This window comes from Xanthomonas sp. CFBP 8445 (assembly GCF_025666235.1).
Classification (GTDB): domain Bacteria; phylum Pseudomonadota; class Gammaproteobacteria; order Xanthomonadales; family Xanthomonadaceae; genus Xanthomonas_A; species Xanthomonas_A indica.
This window is the reverse complement of record NZ_CP102594.1, coordinates 1,233,820-1,253,510: the sequence shown is the minus strand read 5'-3', so window position 1 is coordinate 1,253,510 and position 19,691 is coordinate 1,233,820. Positions and strand designations below refer to the sequence as shown.

Here is a 19,691-nt window from a genome sequence, read left to right as displayed (position 1 = left end):
TGCGATGCCGCGCGCGGCGCAGCGCGCGCACCGTCGCCACGGGATCGATCAGCCGGTGCCGTCGGCGGCGCCGGGTTTGCGCAGCAGGCTGAGCGCGAAGCCGACCACCAGCAACGCACCGCCGACCAGCAGCGCCCACAGCAGCCAGGTCTTCCAGTCGCGCGGCGGCGCTGGCGCCTGCAATGCCGCCGCGCCGGCCAGCGGTTGCGCCGCGCCGAGGCTGGCGGTGGCCGGCGCCCATTGCGGCCCGCGCTGGGCGTGCAAGGCCTGCAGCGCGGCGGCCAGCGGCGCCTGCGCACGCTGCGTGCGCGCGCTGCCGGCGGCCAGCGCATAGGGCGGCGTGCCCTGCGCCAGGAACACCAGCGTCTCCGGCTGGTAGCCCAGACGCAGCGCCGGCCGCTGCCGGCCCGGATCCTGCGTCGCGAGCAGCTGCCAGTAGCGATCGCGCACCGGCGCGGTCAGCGCCTGCGGCGACGAGCGGCTGCCGCCACCGACCTGGTAGGCCAGCCACGGACCGGCGCGGTCCTGCCACGGCGCGTCGGCGCTGTCGCGGCTCTGCACGCGCCATTCGATGGCGTTGTTGCCGGGCAGGGCGACGTCCACGCGCGTCACCGGGTAACGGCCGGGCGACACGAAGGCGTAGCGGTGCTGTGCGGGGTCGGTGCTCACCGCGTCCAACTGTTGCCAATGCCAGTCGGCGGCGACCGGCGCCGGCGCCAGTTCGGCCTCCACCCCGGTCAGCGGCGGCGCGCTGGCGCCGGCCAGCGGCAGCAGGCGCAGATAGCGCACCTGGCGGCCGATGGGAATGCGCAACTGCTGCAGCCGGTGTCCCCGGTTGGCCAGGTCGACCAGGGTCGCATCCGCCACCAGCACCTCCCAGTCGCGCAGATCGTCGCTGCCCTCGACCCGGTAGCGCGCCTGCTGCGGCTGCGCGGCGGCGGCCCATTGCAGCGACAACGCGCGCAGCGGCGCATGCAGCGCGCTGGCGTCGACCAGCCAGCCCGCGCCGGTGTCCGCCGCGCCGCTGGCCACGCGGGTCTGGATGCGGCGCACGCTGCCGTCGCGGTCGCGTTCGGCGATCAGCTCCAGGTCCGCTGCGCGGCCGTCGCGCGAGGCCGGTAGCGGAAACCACGGCAACGGCTGCCGGCGCGGCGCGGTCTCGGCCTGCTCGGCGGCGAACAGCGCGGCCGGCAGCGGATCGCCCGCCGCGTTGAACACCTCCACGTCGCCCAGCGAGGCGCGCTGCGCGCTGCGGTACACCGCATCGTCGAGTTGCACGCGATAGGCGCCGGCATCGGCGTCCTGCAGGGTCAGCGGCCACTGCTGGGCGTAGTCGTCGCGCTGGCTGGCGGCGACTGCGCACAGCGGCAACCAGGCCAGCCACAACGGGAACAGCACGCGTCGGATCATGGGAGGGCCTCCTCGGCCGGTTCGGCGGCGCGTGGCGGTGCCGGCGCCAGATAGCCGACCACGGTACACAACAGCCCGTAAGCGATGAACGAGGCGATGCCGGCGACGTTGCCGAGGTTGCCGCGGTCCACCAGCAACAGCTTGCCCAGCACCACCGCCATCAACACCGCGCCGGCCAGCCACAGGCCGCGTTGGCCGCGCCGCGAACCCAGCACCCAGCCAAGTACGCCCAGCACGCTCCAGACCACGGTCAGGCTGGTCTGCGCCACGCCTGCGCCGAGCACGCCATGCCACGGCACCGCCGCCCAGTCGTGCACCGCATGCAGGGTGACGCTGGTGATCCACAGGAAGCCGGCGCCGGCCAGCAGCTGCGTGCGCCAGGGACGCAGCAGTGCCGGCAGCTCCGGGCTGCGGGTCCAGCGCACGCCCAGCACCAGCAGCGCCAGCTGGGTCAGTTCCAGCGGATTGAGCACCGGCACCCACGGCAAGGGGGCGCTGCCGCCGGGCTGGCCCAGGCTGTACAGCCAGGCCAGCGCGAGCAGGCCGAAGTAGGTGCTCTGCAGCGTACTGCGGCAGGGCGCGAACGCCGCCCCCAGCGGCGCCGCCAGCCAGCTCCAGCGCCACAGCGACAGCGCCGCGCCCAGCAGCCAGGGCGCGATCAGCAGCATCCAGCGCCAGCCGGCGGCCAGGCCGCTGTGCAGCGCCAGCCAGCCGCACAGCAAGGTGGCCACGATCGGCCACACCAGCCACCACACGAACTGCGCCGCGCGTGCCACGCCGCCGCCACTGTCGCGCAGGCACAGCAGGCTGCGCACGCCGAGCGCGGCGTACAGCGCCCAGGCCCAGGCGCCATGCCCGGCGAACGGCTGCCCATGCGCATCGGCCTGCCAGGCCGCAAGCGGCACCGCCAGCGCCAGGCCGCCCAGCGTGGTCGCGGCCAGCGCCGGTGCCGGCCAGCGCCGCTGCGCTTCGGCCGCGAGCCAGCCGCTGACCGCGACCCAGGCCAGCAACACGTCGGCACGCGCGTCGGCGTCGACGAAGCGCAGGATCTCGGCGACGCCGATCCCGCACCACCAGGCCAGTCCCCACAGGTAGTAGCCCAACGCCGTCATGGCGGCGCGCTCACGGCGGTAGCACCAGGCGCTGACGAAGCCGGCCAGGGCCAGCAACAGCGCGCTCATGCAGGTGGCATTGACCACCGCCTGGGTGTCCTGCGCCACAGCGTCCAGGCCCACGATGAAGCCGAGCGCGGCCGCCAGTTGCAGGCTGGCGCCGCTGAGCTGCGGCAGCCAGCGCCGCTGGCGCAGGCCCAGCCACACCAGCGCCGCACCCTCCAGCGCGAACACGCTGGCGGTGGCCCGCGCGGACAGCGCCAACGGCACCGCCAGCGTCGCGAACCCGACCGCCAGCACGGCATACGCCTGCCCCAGCAGCGCAAAGCGCGCACGCCGGATCAGCGCCGCCGCCAGCAGCGCATAGAGTGCCGCCAGGCCCAGCGCGCACAAGGCCAGCGGCAAGCGCTCGCCGCGCAGCAACCCGGCCTGCAGCGAGAACGCGATCAACGGCGTGCCGAACAGCAGGCTGCCGTCGATCAGCGCGCTGCGCGCGGCCGTCTGCCGCCGCGCGTACAGGATCGGGATCAGCAGGTAGAAGGCGAAGAACAGCAGCAGGAACGGCTCGGTGCTGGCGAACTGCTCCGGCCGATACTGCAGCACGCCCCACAGCGTGCCGATGCCGAAGGTGAAGCCGAATCCGAGCAGGTTCAGCACCCGCCAGGGCCGGTACCAGGCGATCGCGAACACCGCCGCGTTGAGCAGCGCGTAGTAGGAGAACAGCGCGACGTGGTTGCCGCTGCCGGTGGACAGCCACAGCGGCGCCAGGAAGCCGGCCAGCGTGCCCAGCACCGCCAGCGTGCGCGAATCCTGTGCCACCGCCAGCACGCACATGCCCGCCACCAGGGCGATGCTCAACGCCAGCGCCGCGCCTGCCGGGATCAGCGCGGACAGCTTGAACGCGGCGAACACGGTCAGCAGCAACACGCCGATCGCCCCGCCCTGCAGGGCCAGGGCGAAGCTGCGCTTGCGTGTGCGCTGGCGCCAGCCGAAGGCCAGGCCGGCCAGCGACGCGGCGGCGATGCCGGCGTAGCGCAGCTCGATCGGCATGCGCAACCAGCCCTGGTCGCCGGCGTACTTGAGCAGCGCGGCGACGCCGGCCAGCAGCACCAGCATGCCGATCTTGACCGGCACATTGCCCTCGGTGAACCAGCGTTTGATGCCGCCCAGCAACCGCTCGATCGGGTCTGGCCGGCGCGGCGCGGTGGGCTGGGCCGGCGCGGCGGCGCGCGCCTGCGCCTGCTGCCGCTCGGCATGCTCCGCCGCGGCGGCCAGCGTGGCGAAATCGTCGGCTTGCGGCGGCAGCGGCAAGGGCGGCGGCAGTGGCGGCGGCGCGCCCGCGCCCTCCATCGCCTGATGCGGACGCACGAGGTCGCGTGACACCTCGCTCGGCCAGGGCTCGGCGGCAGTCTCGGGCTCGGCGGCGGCATCGGCTTGCCCGGTTGCGGCCGCGGCACCGGCCCAGGCCGTCGCAGGCGCTGCCGGGGCGGCGGCCGCCATCCGTGCGACCTGCGCCTCCAGCGCAGCCAGCCGCTGGCGCAGGCGCGACTGCCCCACCAGGGCCACGAGCAACAGCACCGGCACCGCCAGCACCGCCAACACCACCAGCACGATCACCATCTCCATTCGACTCGCCTCTCCATCGCGGTGGCGCGGCGCCGGCGGCCGCATCCGGAGCCCGGCGGCGCCGGACCTGGCGCAGATGGTAGACGAGTTCGGCGCCGCCATCGGCCAGCGCGGAGATGCGGCAGACGCTGGCCGACTGCAGGACGGCGTGCGCCGCACCCGGCGTAGCGAACTGGCGCTGAGCGACATCGACCTGATCGACCGCAACCTCGACGCGTGCAGTTGCGAGTGCGCTGGTGGGCCACCGACGCCACGGTGGCGGCGGCGGCGCGCGCCGACAGCGATGCCGAAGCGCTGGCCTACGCATCGCGCCGCGTGGGTCAGGTCCCGGATTCGTACACGGTCTCCTTCGACCTGATCCTGGCCGGCAGCGATGGCCGCATCCGCGCCAATGGACGGCCGCGGCAGTTCGCCTCGGTCGGCAGCGACGCTTCCGCACAGCCATGGTTCGAGCCGGCCGTGCGCACCCGCAGCGGCGGGACTTCAGCGTCCAGGGCGTGCATGCCAGTGTGCTGGCCGATGGCGAGCGGGCGGGTCCTGGTGTACGCGTGCACGGTCCGCGAGGGCGGCCGCGTCGACGGCCGCGTGCTGGGCGCACTGGGCATCGTGTTGCGATGGGACGCGCTGGCGCAGACGATCGTGCGGCGCACGCCGCTGTCCGAATCCGAACGGGGCCGCAGCCGGGTCTGCATCGTCGACGCACGCGGCGAAATGCTGGACGACTCGGCCGGACGCATGCTGCAGGACCGGCTCGACTTCGACGGCCGCGACGCCTTGTTCAAGCAGCCGCGCAGTGCCCCTGATGATCGACCTCGAGGGCCGATCGCCCTGCATCGCGCATGTCGCCGCGCCGAGCCAAGAACCTACCGCACCGGCTGGCACTCGCCGATCCTGCAGGTGCTGTACACCGCGCGCCCCACCGCGTCCTGCGCAAAAGCGGCAGTGGGTCACAGGGCACCGCGTGGCGTGTCGGCGTGGTTGCGCATGCGGCGGCATGGCGCATCGCGCCAATAACCGGCCAACGGCATCGCCGGAAGGGCACAGGCGCTGCCTGAATGTCTCCTGCCTGCTGTATTGACGGCGTCATTTCGCCATGCCTAAGCTCGGTGCGCCGCGCTGAAGCCGTACCGACGCATCCTCGACGCGACCGGTGCCCTCTGGATTGCAGACGCCACTCCCCAGGTAAACGGACATGACCATGAAACCCTTTCGCACCCTGCTGATCTCGGCCCTGCTGGCCGCGTCCTTCGCCGCTCCCGCCCTGGCCGAAAAGGTCGACAATCCGGAGCTCTACACCCCCGACGCAGTCAAGAAGAACATCGTCATCGGCAAGACCACCAAGGAGCAGGTGCGCGCCATCTATGGCGAGCCCACCTACGTCTCCAGGACGTCCGGGAAAGAAGGGGGCTACGAGAAGTCGTGGAGCTATCGCCCCAGCGAATCGCATGGCGAGAAAGCGCGAAAGACCGCGACCGGCCTGCTGAAGCGGATGCTGCCCGGTTACTACACCGGCCCGGCGATCAACGAGGCGCAGGAGCATGGTGTCGGCGCGCGCAACGTCAAGTCGTACGACCTGGAAGTGGAGTTCGATGCCAAGGGCGTGGTCACCGATTACCAGCAGAGCGAAAGCAACGTCTCCAAGGACGCGCTGTAAGGGCGACCAGGGTGGGGTCGGCGCGCATCGCGCCGCCACCCGCGGCATTCAGGCCGCCGTCGTGGCGGGCAAGCCCATCACCACAGACCTGTCACAGCAAAAAGGAGCGCCGATGCGCTCCTTTTTGTTTGCGTCCTTTCACGGTGTCGGGGGCATGCGACCCGCGGCGGCAGGCCGCCACGGGTCGCATGCCAACACCGCTGCGTCGCCCGCAGTGAACGAGCGGCGCCAGGCGTCTTACTTCGCCACCACCTTGACCATTTCCAGGCACTTGTTGGAGTAGCCCCACTCGTTGTCGTACCAGGACACCAGCTTGACGAAGGTGCCGTCCAGGGCGATGCCGGCATCGGCATCGAAGATCGAGGTGCGCGCGTCGCCGCGGAAATCGGTCGCCACCACCTTGTCCTCGGTGTAGCCGAGGATGCCCTTCAGCGCGCCCTCGCTCTGCGCCTTCACTTCGGCGCAGATCTCGGCGTAGGTGGCCGGCTTTTCCAGTTCCACGGTCAGGTCGACCACCGACACGTCCGAGGTCGGCACGCGGAAGCTCATGCCGGTGAGCTTCTTGTTCAACTCCGGGATCACCACGCCGACCGCCTTGGCCGCGCCGGTGCTGGACGGAATGATGTTCTCCAGGATGCCGCGGCCGCCGCGCCAGTCCTTGTTGCTCGGGCCGTCCACGGTCTTCTGGGTGGCGGTGGCCGCGTGCACGGTGGTCATCAGGCCGCGCTTGATGCCCCACTTGTCGTTGATCACCTTGGCCAGCGGCGCCAGGCAGTTGGTGGTGCAGCTGGCGTTGGAGACGATGGCCTGGCCGGCATAGGTGCTGTCGTTGACGCCGTAGACGAACATCGGCGTGTCGTCCTTCGACGGCGCCGACAGGATCACCTTCTTGGCGCCGGCGTCCAGATGCTTCTGCGCGGTTTCCTTGGTCAGGAACAGGCCGGTGGACTCGATCACCACGTCCACGCCGACCTCGCCCCACTTCAGCGCCGCCGGATCGCGCTCCTGGGTCAGGCGGATCTTCTTGCCGTTGACCAGCAGGTGGCCGCCGTCGACCGCCACCTCGCCTTCGAAGCGGCCGTGCACGGAGTCGTACTGCAGCAGGTAGGCCAGATAATCCGGCTCCAGCAGGTCGTTGATGGCGACGATCTCGATGTCGCTGCCGAAATTCTGCACCGCCGAGCGCAGCACGTTGCGCCCGATGCGACCGAAACCGTTGATGCCGACCTTGATTGCCATTTCAGTAGCTCCTGCGGCCGCGCCTGGCGCGGCGGATGGAAGGGGAACCGCATTCTAGCAGGCCGGCCGCTCCGCGCCGGACACGCCGGTTTGATCAGGATCAAGGCGGCGTGGGGCCGCGCGCCGGACACTGCGCCCACACCCAACAGAGACTCCACCATGCGCACCACCTCCCCCCTCCTGCTCACCGGCCTGGCCGCCGCCCTGACCCTGTGCGCCCTGCCGGCGCTGGCGCAGTCGCAAGGCGACTGGACCCTCGGCATCGGCGCCCACCAGGTCAACCCGAAGTCCGACAACGGCACGCTGGCCGGCGGTACCCTGCCGCTGCGCATCGACAGCAACATTCGCCCGACGGTGACCTTCGAATACTTCGTGCACCAGAACCTGGGCGTGGAAGTGCTGGCCGCGCTGCCGTTCGAGCACGACATCAGCGTCAAGGGCGTGGGCAAGGTCGGCAGCACCAAGCACCTGCCGCCGGTGGTGTCGCTGCAGTACCACTTCAACAGCGCCGGCAAGGTCTCGCCGTTCGTCGGCGCCGGCCTCAACTACACCACCTTCTTCAGCGAGAAGACCACCGGCGCGCTGGCCGGCAGCAAGCTGAAACTGGACGACTCCTGGGGCCTGGCCGCGCACGCCGGCGTGGACTTCGCGCTCACCGAGAAATCGGCGCTGCGCGTGGACCTGCGCTGGATCGACATCGACAGCAAGGTCAAGGTCAACGGCAGCGACCTGGGCACCGCGCACATCGATCCGCTGGCGTACGGGGTGGCCTACGTGATGAAGTTCTGAGGCGTGCGCCGCCGCGACATGCGGCGGCGGCAGGGCGGGCGCCGTTCGCCGCAGCGGCGCCATCCTGGGCACGGACGCGCCGCATCGACGCTGCCGCCGCACCCGCGGCGACACCGGATCGCAGCGCGTCGGCGCCGCTTCTCTGGCAGACTACGCGCCACACGGATGTGGATCGGCGCCCACCGGGCCGACATGGGTTCGCATCCGCCCACTCGTCGTCCACCGGGGTCTTCCATGCCGCCACGCCTGTTCCGTCGCCTTGCCGTCGCCGCCCTCGCCAGCATCGCCCTGCCCGCCGCGGCGCAATCGGCCGGCCACTTCACCACCAGCTACGGCCTCCACGGCATGGTGCCGGGCGGCTCCAACGGCACGCTGCGCGGCAGCGACCAGCGCTTCGACGCCGACACCGCCCCGGCCGTGTCGTTCACCTACGAATACTTCTTCCGCGGCAACCTCGGCGTGGAGATCCAGGGCCTGGTCGGCCAGCAGAAGATCGGCGTGGACGGCGGCGGCGACATCGGCAGCGCCTGGATGCTGTCGCCCACCATCTCGCTGCAGTACCACTTCAACGGCAACGGCGACATCTCCCCGTTCGTCGGCGCCGGCCTCAACTACACCGCCTTCCTCGGCAGCGACGGCAAGGGCGCATTCTCGTCCAACGACGTCAAGTTCAAGGACAGCGTCGGCCCGGCACTGCATGCGGGCGTGGACTTCGCCGTCGGCGAACGCAGCGCGATCCGCGTGGACGCGCGCTGGACCGGCATGCGCAGCGACGTGGAGGTGGAGGGCACCAAGCTCGGCAAGGCCAAGCTCGATCCGGTCACCTACGGCGTCGCCTACCTGATGTACTTCTGAGCCAGCGCGCCAGGCCGCGTCCACGGACGCGCCTGGCCAACGGCGATGCGTCGCTGCCGCCACGCTGAGCGGCAGCGCAACGCGCCCGGCCCGCGTCATGGTCGCGTCGCCCTCGCGGGCTAGAATCCGCGCATGAAAACCTCTTCCCTCGTTTGCACCGCGCTCGCCGCGGCCCTCGCTGCCGCACCGTCCGCCGCCTTCGCCTGGGGCCCGCTGGGCCACCGCCTGGTCGCCGATCTCGCCGCCACCCAGCTCACCCCGCAAGCCCGCGCGCAGGTCCAGACCCTGCTGCAGGGCGAACCCGAGCCGACCCTGGCCGGCGTCGCCAACTGGGCCGACCAGCTCCGCGAACACGATCCCGACCTGGGCAAGCGCAGTGCGCGCTGGCACTACGTCAATCTGGCCGAAAACGATTGCCACTACGAACAGACCCGCGACTGCCCGGACGGCAACTGCGCGGTCGAGGCGCTGCGCCGCCAGGCCGCCATCCTCGCCGACCGCAGCCAGCCGCAGGCTGCGCGCGCGCAGGCGCTGAAGTTCGTCGTGCATTTCGCCGGCGACGTGCAGCAGCCGCTGCATGCCGGCTACGCCCGCGACAAGGGCGCCAACACCGTGCAGATCCAGTTCGAGGGCAAGGGCACCAATCTGCACTCACTGTGGGACAGCGGCCTGCTGCGCAGCCGCGGACTGGACGAGCAAGGCTACCTGGCCGAACTGGAAAAACAGCCGTTGCCGGCGCCATCCCCGGCCGGCAGCGCCCTGCCGCCGCCGGCCGCCGCGTGGGCCGAGGCCTCCTGCAGGATCATGATGCGCCCGGGCTTCTATCCGCCTGGCGCCAAGCTGCCGGCCGATTACGTGACGACCTGGCGGCCGGTCGCCGAAGCGCAGTTGCGCCAGGCCGGTGCCGACCTTGCGGCGACCTTGAACGCAGCGCTGGGCAAGTAAGCTTGGTTGCACGTTGTAGGGGCGGCTTTAGCCGCGACAGGCTTTGCTAGGCAAGCCCGTCGCGACCAAGCCGCTCCTGCAAGACCGTTTACGCCACACCCAACTGCGCCCGCGCCCAGCGCACGATCTCGGCCGTGCCGATGGCGCCGCTGTGCCGGGCGAGTTCGCGGCCCTGGCGCAGCAGGAGCAGGGTCGGGATGCTGCGGATGCCGAAGCGCCCGGCCAGCGCCGGCTGCGCGTCGCTGTCCAGCTTGCCCAGGCGCAGCCGCGGCTCCAGCTGCGCGGCGGCGGCCTCGAAATGCGGCGCCATGGTCCGGCACGGACCGCACCACGGCGCCCACACGTCCACCAGCAGTGGTACATCGCTGCGTTCGGCATGCACGGCGAAGCTGTCGGCGGTCAGCGTCACCGGCGCGGCCTCGAACAAGGCACGATGGCAGCGCCCGCACTGCGGCGCGTCCGTCAGCTTCGCCTCCGGCACGCGGTTGAGCGCGGCGCAATGCGGGCAGGCGACATGCAGCGGCTCGCTCATGCCCCGGCCTCGATGCTCTTGTCGCCGAGCAGCACCGTGCCCTGCGCATCCTTGACCGTGACCTGCACGTCGATGCCCTGGCGTACGCTCTGGGTGACCACGCAGAACTGCTCGAACTGGGCCAGGATCCGCTCCAGTTGCGCGTAGTCCTGGTTGGCGCCGGGCAACTGCAATTCCACCGACGCCTGGGGGATGCGCCAGAACCCTTCCGGATTGCGCATCGGCGTGGCCGTGATGTGCGCGACCACACCGACCGGATCGTTCTTGTACTTGCGCATCGCGAACAGCAGGCTGGCCGCCAGGCAATTGGCGATGCCGGCGAGCAGGATGCGCGTCGGGTTCGGACCGCGCTCCTGGCCCAGCGGTGCGGTTTCGTCGCTCAGCCAGGGCTCCAGTGCGGTTTCGTCGAACTGGATGCGGAACGCGAAGTCCGTGTCCTGCTCCAGGGTGACGCGAATCGGATCGCCGATGGGCATGGCGGAGGCTCCAGGTGCGAAGAAGGCATCTGCGACTCTACGCCGGCGCCGGCAACGGCATGTGGACGTTCTGTCGCGCTCATGCCGACGCTTCGCGTCGCGCCAGTGGGTAGTACAGCAACGGGATGACCAGCAGGGTCAGGGCGGTGCTGACCAGGATGCCGAACAGCAGCGCCACCGCCAGGCCGTTGAAGATCGGATCGTCGAGGATGAACAGGGCGCCCAGCATCGCGGCCAGCCCGGTCAGCGCGATCGGCGGCGCGCGCACCGCGCAGGCCTCGATCACCGCCTGCTCGGCGCTGCGCCCCTGCGCCAGCGCATGGCGGACGAAGTCCACCAGCAGGATCGAATTGCGCACGATGATGCCGGCCAGGGCGATCATGCCGATCATGCTGGTCGCGGTGAACTGCGCGCCGAGCAAGGCATGGCCCGGCATCACCCCGATCACGGTCAGCGGAATCGGCGCCATGATCACCAGCGGCAGCAGATAGCTACGGAACTGCGCCACCACCAGCAGGTAGATCAGCAACAGGCCCACCGCGTAGGCGATGCCCATGTCGCGGAAGGTCTCGTAGGTGATCTGCCATTCGCCGTCCCATTTCACTGCGAAGTCGCCGGTATCGGCCGGCGGCGCGATGAAGTGCTGCTGCAGCGCCTGGCCACCGAGCGCGTGCCGGCGCAGTTGCCCGACCAGGTCGAACATGCCGTACAGCGGGCTGTCCAGGCGCCCGGCTTCGTCGCCGGTGACGTACACCACCGGCCGCAGGTCCTTGTGCGCGATGCTGTCGTCCCAGGGCAGGCGCTGCACCGCGACCAGTTCCGACAGCGGCACCAGTTGCCCATCGCCGCCGCGCACGCGCAGCGCCAGCAGGCGTGCGCTGGCGGCCTGCGCGGCGCCCGGCAGGCGCAGCCGCACCGGCTGTGCCAGCTTGGACGTGCCATCGTGCAGCCAGGTGACGTCCAGCCCCTGCACCGCCGTGGTCAGGGCATCGGCGATGGATGCCTGGCTCACGCCCAGGCGCGCGGCGCGCGCCCGGTCGACCACCAGCGTTTCGCGGGTCGCCGCGCGCTCCACGCTAGTGTCGACATCGACCACGTTCGGCGTGCGCAGGAAACGCTGCTCCAGCAGCAACGCCAGGCGCCGGCTGCGCATATAGTCCGGCCCATAGACCTCGGCCACCAAGGGCGCCAGCACCGGCGGCCCCGGCGGCACTTCCACCACCTTCAGCGAGGCGCCATACCGGCGTGCGATCGCCGCCAGCGGCGGGCGCAGCGCGCGGGCGATGGCATGGCTATGGCGCGTGCGTTGGTGTTTGTCGACCAGGTTCACCTGCAGGTCGCCGACGTTGTTGCCGTTGCGCAGGAAGTACTGCCGCACCAAGCCATTGAAGTTGACCGGCGCCGAGGTGCCGGCATAGCCCTGGTAGTCGTGTACCTCAGACGTGCGGTCGAGCACCCCGGCTAGTTCCACCAACAGCGCGTCGGTGTCCTGCAGGGTGCTGCCTTCGGGCAGATCGACCACGATCTGCAGTTCGGACTTGTCGTCGAACGGCAGCATCTTCAGCACCACCCATTGCAGCCCGACCAGGCCCACTGCGGCCAGCAGCAACGCCGCGATGCCGGCGAACAGCCAACCACGGCGGCGTGCGCCGCGGACCGGATCCAGGAACGGGCGCAGCAACCGCGCGAACAGCCGCTGCAGGCGCGGCGGCGCGTCGCCACCGGCATGGGCCTGCGCGGCATGCGCCGGCACATGCCGCTTCAACAGCTTCAACGCCAGCCACGGCGTCACCACCAGCGCGATCGCCAGCGACAGCAGCATGCCGACCGAGGCGTTGATCGGGATCGGCCGCATGTACGGTCCCATCAGGCCGCTGACGAAGGCCATCGGCATCAGCGCCGCGATCACGGTCAAGGTGGCGAGGATGGTCGGGCCACCGACCTCGTCCACCGCCGCCGGAATCGCCTCGCGCAAGGTCTTGCCGCCGGCGCGCAGATGGCGGTGGATGTTCTCCACGACCACGATGGCGTCGTCGACCAGGATGCCGATCGAGAAGATCAGCGCAAACAAAGACACGCGGTTGAGGGTGAAGCCCATCGCCCACGAGGCGAACAGCGTGAGCGCCAGGGTCAGCACCACCGCGCTGCCGACCACGATGGCCTCGCGCCAACCCAGCGCGAACAGCACCAGCAGCACCACCGAGGCAGTGGCGAACACCAGTTTGTGGATCAGTTTGTCGGCCTTGGCCGCCGCGCTGGCGCCGTAGTCGCGTGTGATCTCCGCATGCACGCCCTGCGGCAGCAACTCGCCACGCAGTGCCTGCAGGCGCGCGCCCACCGCGCGGGTGAGCGCCGCGGCGTCGCTGCCCGGCTTCTTGGCGATGGCCAGGGTCACCGCCGGCGCACGCCCCTGCGCCGGGCCGCCGCGCGTGGGCGGCGCGCCGTACCACACGTAGGCGCTGGGCAGATCGGCGCCAGCCTGCACCTGGGCCACGTCGCGCAACCGCAGTGGCTGGCCGTCGTGCATGCCGATCACCAGTTCGCGCACGGTGTCGGCGTCGGCCAGGAACCGGCCGGCACTGAGCGGCACCGCGCGGCCGCCGCCGATCCGGTCGCCGAGCGGGCGTACCACGTTCGCGCCCTGCAGCGCCTGGCCGAGGTCGGCCACGGTGAGGTCGTAGGCGGCCAGCCGCGCCGGGTCCAGGGTCACCGTCAGCACCCGTGGCGGCGCACCGATGCTGTAGATGTCGCGCGTGCCGGGAATGCGCTTGAGTTCGGTTTCCAGCGTGCGCGCGATCGCGCCCAGGTCGGCGGCGCTGTGCTGCGGATCGTCGCTCCACAGGGTCACGCTCATCACCGGCACGTCGTCGATGCCCTTGGGCTTGATCAGCGGCGCGCTCGCGCCCATCCGCGTCGGCAGCACGTCCAGGTTGGAATACACCTGGTTGTACAGGCGCACCAGCGCGGCCTGCCGCGGCACCCCGACCTCGAATTCGACGGTCAGCACCGCCTGACCCGGGCGGCTCACCGAGTACACGTGCTTGATGCCTTCGATCTCGTCGAGCTTCTGTTCCAGTGGCGTGCTCAGCAATTGCTCGACCTCGCGCGCATCGGCACCGGGCAAGGCGACGAACACATTGGCCATGGTCACATCGATCTGCGGCTCTTCCTCGCGCGGGGTGACCGCCACCGCCGCCAGGCCAAGCAACAGGCCGAGCAGGGCCAGCAGCGGCGTCAGCGGATTGCCCTGGAAGAATGCCGCCAGGCGGCCGGACAGTCCCATCTCAGTGCTCCGCCAGCGCGCGCCGCTGCGCGACCAGGGCCTGTCCGGCGGCGACCGGGTCGCGCGCCACGCGTTCGCCTGCGCGCAGCCCGGCCAGCACTTCCACCCGTTGCGCATCGCGCCGCCCGATCTGCAGCTGACGCAGGACCAAGCGCCCATCGGCCAGGACATAGGCGGCGCTGAGTTCGCCCCGCTGCAGCAACGCCGAGCGCGGAATGCTCAACGGCGTCGCCTCCGCGGCATCGCCGGCCGCCAGCGGAAAGTCGACCTTGGCCGTGGTGCCCGGCGCCGGGGCCGGCTGCAGCGCCGGCAGCGGCACCCGCACCGTCACGCTGTGGCTGCGCGGATCGGCCGTGGGAAACACCGTGACCTGCGGAACCTGCAGGGTACGGCCATCGTCCAACAGCACCTGCGCGCGCGGCGCGGCGCGGACGCCAGCGGCATCGGACTGCGGCACCTGCACCTCGATGCGCTGCGAACCGGGCACGTACAGCGACAGCAACGCCTGTCCAGCCGCCACCGCCTCGCCCGGCTGCACATGGCGTGCGCTGATCACCCCGGCAAACGGCGCACGCACCACCGTGTACGCGGCCGGCTGTTGCGCCTGGGCCACTTGCGCTTCCGCCGCGGCGCGCGCCGCGCGTGCCGCATCGCGGGTGGCGCGCGCCTGATCCAGTTGCGCGCGCGACACGTACTGCGCATCGGCCAGGGCGGCATAGCGGCGGTAGCTGGCCTCGGCCTCGCCGGCGCTGGCCATGGCAGCGCGCAACTGTGCCTGTGCGCTGTCGACCCCGGCCCGCTGTTCCACGGCGCTCAATTGCAGCAGCAGCTGGCCGGCGACGACGCGGTCGCCCACGTCCACCGCCACACTGCGGACGCGGCCGTCGGTTTGCGCGCTCAGATCGGCGTGGTCCACCGCGGCGACCACGCCGTCCCAGGAGCGGGAGGCCATCGCCGCAGGCACCACCGGAGCGGTCGCCAGCGCCGGCAACGGCGGCGGCGCAACCGCGGCGGCGTCATGGCGGCAGCCGGCGAGCGCCAGCATGGCCAGCGACGCGAGCACGCCAGCCACGGTGGCGCGGCCGTTCCCGCCCGATGGCGTGTCCGCGGCCGCACCCGTCCAGCGCAGCCGTTCGGCGCTCCCGGCGCTGCAGATTGGCCAACGACGCACATGCATGATCGAACTCCACAGGAAAGGCACGGTTGCGCCGGTGGCGGGCAAGCCCAGGGGCGGCAGCGGTTGCGACCACGAGGCTGGCCGCGAGATAAATTAGAATTTTCTTATATTAGAGTCAACTGATATGATGAGCGCACTTTCCCGCCGAGCACCCCCAATGCCCGCTTCCTCCGCTCAAGCCTTGGTCGATCGCGCACGCGCGCAGATCCACGAAACCCCCATCCACCCCGATGCCGCCGCCACGCCATTGCCCGGCGAATGGATCATCGACGTGCGCGAACCCGGCGAGTTCGCCATGGGCCACCTGCCCAACGCCATCAACATCCCGCGCGGCATCCTCGAATTCCGCCTCGACGCCGATCCGGCGCTGGCCCGGCGCGATCAGCCGATCCTGCTGTACTGCGCCAGCGGCGGCCGCTCCACGCTGGCGGCGCTGAGCCTGCAGCACCTGGGCTACACCGCGGTGCGCTCGCTGACCGGCGGCTTCCTGGGCTGGACCGCGGCCGGTGGCCCGGTCGATTTCTGAGCCGATGACGCGCCGCGCCGCGCCCGTCCTGGATCCTGCCGCGATGCGTGCGCACGCCAGCGAGGCCGCGCGCCTGCTGAAAGCGCTCGGCAACGAGAAGCGCCTGTTGCTGCTGTGCCTGCTGGTGGACCACGAGCAATCGGTCGGCGAACTGAACGCACGCGTGGAGCTGAGCCAGTCGGCGCTGTCGCAACACCTGGCGCTGCTGCGCGAGGATGGGCTGGTGCAGACCCGCCGCGACGGCCAGACCATCTATTATTCGCTGGTGCCCGGCCCGGTGCAGCGCATCCTCGAGGTGCTGCACGGCATCTACTGCAGCGCCGCGCCGCCCGCCGCCAGCAGGAGCGATCGATGAACCAGCATCCGCACGTCCACGCCTTCCACCACGCCGGTTCCGGCACCTGGAGCTATGTGGTGGAGGACGGCCACGACGCCGCGGTGATCGATCCGGTGGTGGGCTTCGATCCGCAGACCGGCGCGCTGGACGCAGCGCCGGCGCAGGTGTTGGCCGCGTGCCTGGAAGAACGCAGGCTGCAGTTGCGCTGGATCCTGGAGACCCACGCCCACGCCGACCATGTGTCTGCCGCGCAATGGTTCAAGCAGCGCTGGCCACAGGCGACGCTGGCGATCGGCGACGGCATCCGCCAGGTCCGCGCCCGCTTCGCGCCGCAATTCGGCCTGGACACCGATGCGCAGGCGCGCTGCGGCTTCGACCACCTGTTCGCCGATGACGAGCGCTTCACGATCGGTGGGTTGCAGGCGCAGGTGATCGCGGTGCCCGGCCATACCGGCGACAGCGTCGCCTACCTGATCGGCGATGCGCTGTTCCCGGGCGATTCGCTGTTCATGCCCGACAGCGGCACCGCGCGCTGCGATTTCCCCGGCGGCGACGCGGCCACGCTGTACCGCTCGATCCAGCGGCTGTACGCGCTGCCGGAAGCCACGCGCGTGTTCGTGTGCCACGACTACGGCGCAGGCGGCCGCGCGGTCGCTTGCCAGACCAGCATCGGCGAACAGCGCCGCGCCAACATCCACGTGCGCGACGGCATCGACGAAGCGGCCTTTGTGGCCTTGCGCCAAGCGCGCGATGCGACGCTGGCCGAGCCGCGGCTGATGCAGCCGTCGGTGCGCGCCAACATCCAGGCCGGGCGCACCGACGATCTGGCACCGCCGTCGGCGTGAGCAGGCAGCGCGCCGCGGGCGCGCTAGGATGCGGGTCTGCGCCAGCGCTGCGCGACTGCGGTCGCGCGCGCCGCCGCGCTCTGCCGCATCGCCTCCCCGCCCCCGCTGGAGTGACCCATGACCCGACCGTTGCGCCGCCTGTTGTGCCTGTGCACGCTGCTCGTCGCCAACGCGATCGCGCCGGTTTCGGCGCAGACGCCGCTGACCGTGTTCGCCGCCGCCAGCCTCAAGGAATCGCTGGACGAGGCCGCCAGCGCCTACCAGCGCGCCCGCGGCACGCCCGTGCAGGTGTCCTACGCCGCCAGCTCGACGCTGGCGCGGCAGGTGGAACAGGGCGCGCCGGCGGACGTGTTCGTGTCCGCCGACCAGGAATGGATGGACTACCTGCAGCAGCGCAAGCTGATCGACCCGGCGCAGCGCCATGACCTGCTCGGGAACACTCTGGTGCTGGTGGCGCCAGCGGCCAGCACCGCCCAGGTCGATCTGCGCAAGCCCGGCGCACTGCTCGCCGCGCTCGGCGCACAGGGACGCCTGGCGGTCGGCCAGACCGCCAGCGTGCCGGCCGGCAAATACGCGCGTGCCGCGCTGCAGGCGCTGGGGCAGTGGGCCAGCGTGCAGCCGCGGCTGGCCGAAAGCGAGAGCGTGCGCAGCGCGCTGATGCTGGTGGCGCGCGGCGAGGCGCCGCTAGGCATCGTCTACGGGTCCGACGCCCAGGCCGAGCCGAAGGTGCGGGTGGTGGCGACCTTCCCCGCCGACAGCCACGCGCCGATCGTGTATCCGGTGGCGCCGCTGCGCGCGAGCGCACAGGCGAAGAGCGCCGCCGATTTCGTGCGCTGGCTGGGCACGCCACCGGCACAGGCGATCTTCCGTCGCCACGGTTTCTCGCTCGCCCGCTGAGGCCTGGCATTGTTCGACTTCACCGCGCAGGAACTGACCGCGATCGTGCTGAGCGTCAAGGTGGCGCTGGTCGCGGCGCTGGCCAGCCTGCCCTTCGCGGTGGCCTGCGGCTGGCTGCTGGCGCGGCGCCGCTTTTTCGGCAAGGCCTTGCTGGACGCGCTGCTGCACCTGCCGCTGGTGATGCCGCCGATCGTCACCGGCTACGCGCTGTTGCAACTGTTCGGTCTGCAGGGCCCGATCGGCGGATGGCTGTTCGAGCACCTCGGCGTGCAGTTCGCGTTCCGTTGGACCGGCGCGGCGCTGGCCAGCGCGGTGATGGGCTTCCCGCTGATGGTGCGGGCGATCCGCCTGGCCCTGGAAGCCACCGACCGGCGTCTGGAAGCGGCCGCCGCCACCCTCGGCGCCGGCCCGTGGCGGGTGTTCTTCACCATCACCCTGCCGCTGGCATGGCCGGGCGTGGTCGCCGGCGGCGTGCTCGGCTTCGCCAAGGCACTGGGCGAGTTCGGCGCCACCATCACCTTCGTCTCCAACATTCCGGGACAGACGCAGACCCTGGCCTCGGCGATCTACAGCCTGCTGCAGGTGCCCGGAGCCGAGGCCGGCATCTGGCGGCTGGCGGCGGTGGCACTGGCGATCTCGCTGGGCGCCCTGCTGGCCTCCGAGTGGCTGGTGCGACGCCAGCGCGGCGCGGAGGCGGACGCATGAGCCGCACGTGCGCCCGGAGCCGGCCCCCATGCTGAGCATCGACCTGCACCTGCAGCGCGGGCGCTTCGCCCGCCACGTGCGCATCGAGGAACAGGCGCGCGTGGTCGCCCTGGTCGGTCCGTCCGGCGCCGGCAAGACCAGCCTGCTCAACGCCATCGCCGGCGTGCTGCCGCCGCGCAGCGGGCGCATCGCCATCGATGGTCGGGTGCTGTACGACAGCGCCACCGGCATCGACCTGCCGGCGCACCGCCGCGGTATCGGCTACGTGTTCCAGGATGCGCGGCTGTTCCCGCACATGGACGTGCGCCGCAACCTCGGCTACGGCCGCCACGGCCGCGACCAGCCGGCGCGTTTCGCATTGGATGCCGTGGTCGAGCTGCTGGGCATCGGCGCCCTGCTGGGTCGGCGCCCCGACACGCTCTCCGGCGGCGAAGCGCAGCGCGTGGCGATCGGCCGGGCGCTGTTGTCGCAGCCCGCGCTGCTGCTGTTCGACGAACCGCTGTCGGCGCTGGACGCGGACCGCCGCAGCGACCTGATCCCCTACCTGCAGCGGGTGCGCGACGAAGTGCGGCTGCCGATGCTCTACGTCAGCCACCAGGCCGAGGAAGTGGCGCGCATCGCCGACGCGGTGCATCGGCTGGACTGACGCCGACACCGCGTTCACCGCCGCTGGCGAGACTGGGGTCCCAAGTTCCCGGCACACCGCATGCGCCGCTACCGCAAGCTCGACTTCCCCACGCAGGACGTCCGCCGCTTCCTGGAGCCGGGCCCGGTGGTGCTGGTCAGTTCGGCCTGGAAGCAGCAGCGCGACGTCATGACCCTGGGCTGGCACATGGTGCTGGAGTTCTCGCCATCGCTGTTGGCTTGCTGCATCTCCAGCGCCAACCACAGCTTCGCGCTGGTCCGGCGCAGCAAGCAATGCGTGATCAACCTGCCCACTGCCGACCTGGTCGACACCGTGGTCGGCATCGGCAACTGCAGCGGCGCGGACCTGGACAAGTTCGCGCACTTCGGTCTCACCGCCGTGCCCGCCACGCACGTGGCGGCGCCGCTGATCGCCGAGTGCTACGCCAGCTTCGAGTGCCGCCTGCACGACGGCAGCCAGATCGGCAAGCACGGCCTGTTCGTGTGGGAAGTGGTCAAGGCGCACGTCGCCGCCTCGCCCAAGCGGCCGCGCACCCTGCACTACCGGGGCGACGGCCGCTTCATGCTGTCCGGCCCGGAGATCTCGCGGCGGCGCCTGTTCAAGCCGGAGATGCTGTAGGCGAGGCGGCGGACGATGG

The 19,691-nt window shown here is 71.2% G+C and carries 19 protein-coding genes; 12 read left to right on the top strand and 7 right to left on the bottom strand.

Features of this window, described 5'->3' with window-relative positions:
* Nucleotides 1-48: 48 nt before the first annotated feature.
* On the bottom strand, nt 49-1,407 hold the full coding sequence (locus tag NUG21_RS05410) for a DUF3999 domain-containing protein (protein ID WP_263393034.1): 1,359 nt from the start codon (nt 1,405-1,407) through the stop codon (nt 49-51).
* The gene (locus NUG21_RS05405; protein WP_263392483.1) at nt 1,407-4,148 is read right to left on the bottom strand and encodes a DUF2339 domain-containing protein; all 2,742 of its coding nucleotides are present in this window, start codon (nt 4,146-4,148) and stop codon (nt 1,407-1,409) included. Before NUG21_RS05405 ends, NUG21_RS05410 begins: the two co-directional genes overlap by 1 nt.
* A 216-nt stretch (nt 4,149-4,364) precedes the next feature.
* Here NUG21_RS05405 and NUG21_RS05400 point away from each other — a divergent pair, with 216 nt between their 5' ends.
* A complete protein-coding gene (locus tag NUG21_RS05400) occupies nt 4,365-5,162 on the top strand; it encodes a cache domain-containing protein (protein WP_263392482.1) in 798 nt (265 codons plus the stop codon).
* A 184-nt stretch (nt 5,163-5,346) separates the two neighbouring features.
* On the top strand, nt 5,347-5,802 hold the full coding sequence (locus tag NUG21_RS05395; protein ID WP_237473304.1) for a hypothetical protein: 456 nt from the start codon (nt 5,347-5,349) through the stop codon (nt 5,800-5,802).
* 237 nt (nt 5,803-6,039) lie between these two features.
* Here NUG21_RS05395 and gap read toward each other — a convergent pair whose 3' ends face one another.
* Nucleotides 6,040-7,041 carry a type I glyceraldehyde-3-phosphate dehydrogenase gene (gap, locus tag NUG21_RS05390; RefSeq protein WP_019796921.1) on the bottom strand — a complete coding sequence of 334 codons (1,002 nt, stop codon included), beginning with the start codon at nt 7,039-7,041 and terminating at the stop codon, nt 6,040-6,042.
* 159 nt (nt 7,042-7,200) lie between these two features.
* On the opposite strand from gap, the gene NUG21_RS05385 reads away from it, so the two are divergent.
* The 3 genes from NUG21_RS05385 (at nt 7,201) to NUG21_RS05375 (ending at nt 9,630) form a co-directional block, all read left to right on the top strand.
* The gene (locus NUG21_RS05385; RefSeq protein ID WP_019796920.1) at nt 7,201-7,830 is read left to right on the top strand and encodes an OmpW/AlkL family protein; all 630 of its coding nucleotides are present in this window, start codon (nt 7,201-7,203) and stop codon (nt 7,828-7,830) included.
* 234 nt (nt 7,831-8,064) lie between these two features.
* A complete protein-coding gene (locus NUG21_RS05380; protein ID WP_160947527.1) occupies nt 8,065-8,685 on the top strand; it encodes an OmpW/AlkL family protein in 621 nt (206 codons plus the stop codon).
* A 132-nt stretch (nt 8,686-8,817) separates the two neighbouring features.
* Nucleotides 8,818-9,630 carry a S1/P1 nuclease gene (locus NUG21_RS05375; RefSeq protein WP_160947526.1) on the top strand — a complete coding sequence of 271 codons (813 nt, stop codon included), beginning with the start codon at nt 8,818-8,820 and terminating at the stop codon, nt 9,628-9,630.
* Between the two features lie 88 nt (nt 9,631-9,718).
* Here NUG21_RS05375 and trxC read toward each other — a convergent pair whose 3' ends face one another.
* From trxC to NUG21_RS05355, 4 genes are all read right to left on the bottom strand, one after another.
* On the bottom strand, nt 9,719-10,162 hold the full coding sequence (gene trxC, locus NUG21_RS05370; RefSeq protein ID WP_242080529.1) for a thioredoxin TrxC: 444 nt from the start codon (nt 10,160-10,162) through the stop codon (nt 9,719-9,721).
* Nucleotides 10,159-10,638: an OsmC family protein gene (locus tag NUG21_RS05365; RefSeq protein ID WP_019797577.1), complete on the bottom strand. Its 480-nt coding sequence runs from the start codon at nt 10,636-10,638 to the stop codon at nt 10,159-10,161. The genes trxC and NUG21_RS05365 overlap by 4 nt, the downstream gene beginning before the upstream one ends.
* 79 nt (nt 10,639-10,717) lie before the next feature.
* Entirely contained in the window at nt 10,718-13,921 is a 3,204-nt protein-coding gene (locus NUG21_RS05360) for an efflux RND transporter permease subunit (RefSeq protein ID WP_263392481.1), read from the bottom strand.
* A gap of 1 nt (nt 13,922) precedes the next feature.
* On the bottom strand, nt 13,923-15,098 hold the full coding sequence (locus tag NUG21_RS05355) for an efflux RND transporter periplasmic adaptor subunit (RefSeq protein WP_263392480.1): 1,176 nt from the start codon (nt 15,096-15,098) through the stop codon (nt 13,923-13,925).
* A 157-nt stretch (nt 15,099-15,255) separates the two neighbouring features.
* Between NUG21_RS05355 and NUG21_RS05350 the strand changes: the two genes are divergently transcribed.
* The 7 genes from NUG21_RS05350 (at nt 15,256) to NUG21_RS05320 (ending at nt 19,672) form a co-directional block, all read left to right on the top strand.
* On the top strand, nt 15,256-15,624 hold the full coding sequence (locus NUG21_RS05350) for a rhodanese-like domain-containing protein (RefSeq protein WP_160947522.1): 369 nt from the start codon (nt 15,256-15,258) through the stop codon (nt 15,622-15,624).
* A gap of 4 nt (nt 15,625-15,628) precedes the next feature.
* Nucleotides 15,629-15,979 (top strand): ArsR/SmtB family transcription factor, encoded by a 351-nt coding sequence (locus NUG21_RS05345; RefSeq protein ID WP_019797877.1) that lies wholly within the window; start codon nt 15,629-15,631, stop codon nt 15,977-15,979.
* Complete coding sequence (locus tag NUG21_RS05340; RefSeq protein WP_263392479.1) at nt 15,976-16,806, top strand: MBL fold metallo-hydrolase; 831 nt, start codon at nt 15,976-15,978, stop codon at nt 16,804-16,806. The genes NUG21_RS05345 and NUG21_RS05340 overlap by 4 nt, the downstream gene beginning before the upstream one ends.
* Nucleotides 16,807-16,923: 117 nt before the next feature.
* A complete protein-coding gene (gene modA, locus NUG21_RS05335) occupies nt 16,924-17,703 on the top strand; it encodes a molybdate ABC transporter substrate-binding protein (protein WP_160947520.1) in 780 nt (259 codons plus the stop codon).
* A 9-nt stretch (nt 17,704-17,712) separates the two neighbouring features.
* The gene (gene modB / locus NUG21_RS05330) at nt 17,713-18,408 is read left to right on the top strand and encodes a molybdate ABC transporter permease subunit (protein WP_160947519.1); all 696 of its coding nucleotides are present in this window, start codon (nt 17,713-17,715) and stop codon (nt 18,406-18,408) included.
* Nucleotides 18,409-18,436: 28 nt separating this feature from the next.
* Nucleotides 18,437-19,054, top strand: a complete 618-nt coding sequence (locus NUG21_RS05325) for a molybdenum ABC transporter ATP-binding protein (protein ID WP_263392478.1) — start codon at nt 18,437-18,439, stop codon at nt 19,052-19,054.
* Nucleotides 19,055-19,114: 60 nt separating this feature from the next.
* Nucleotides 19,115-19,672, top strand: coding sequence for a flavin reductase family protein (locus tag NUG21_RS05320; protein ID WP_263392477.1), 558 nt, complete (start codon nt 19,115-19,117; stop codon nt 19,670-19,672).
* Nucleotides 19,673-19,691: the final 19 nt, after the last annotated feature.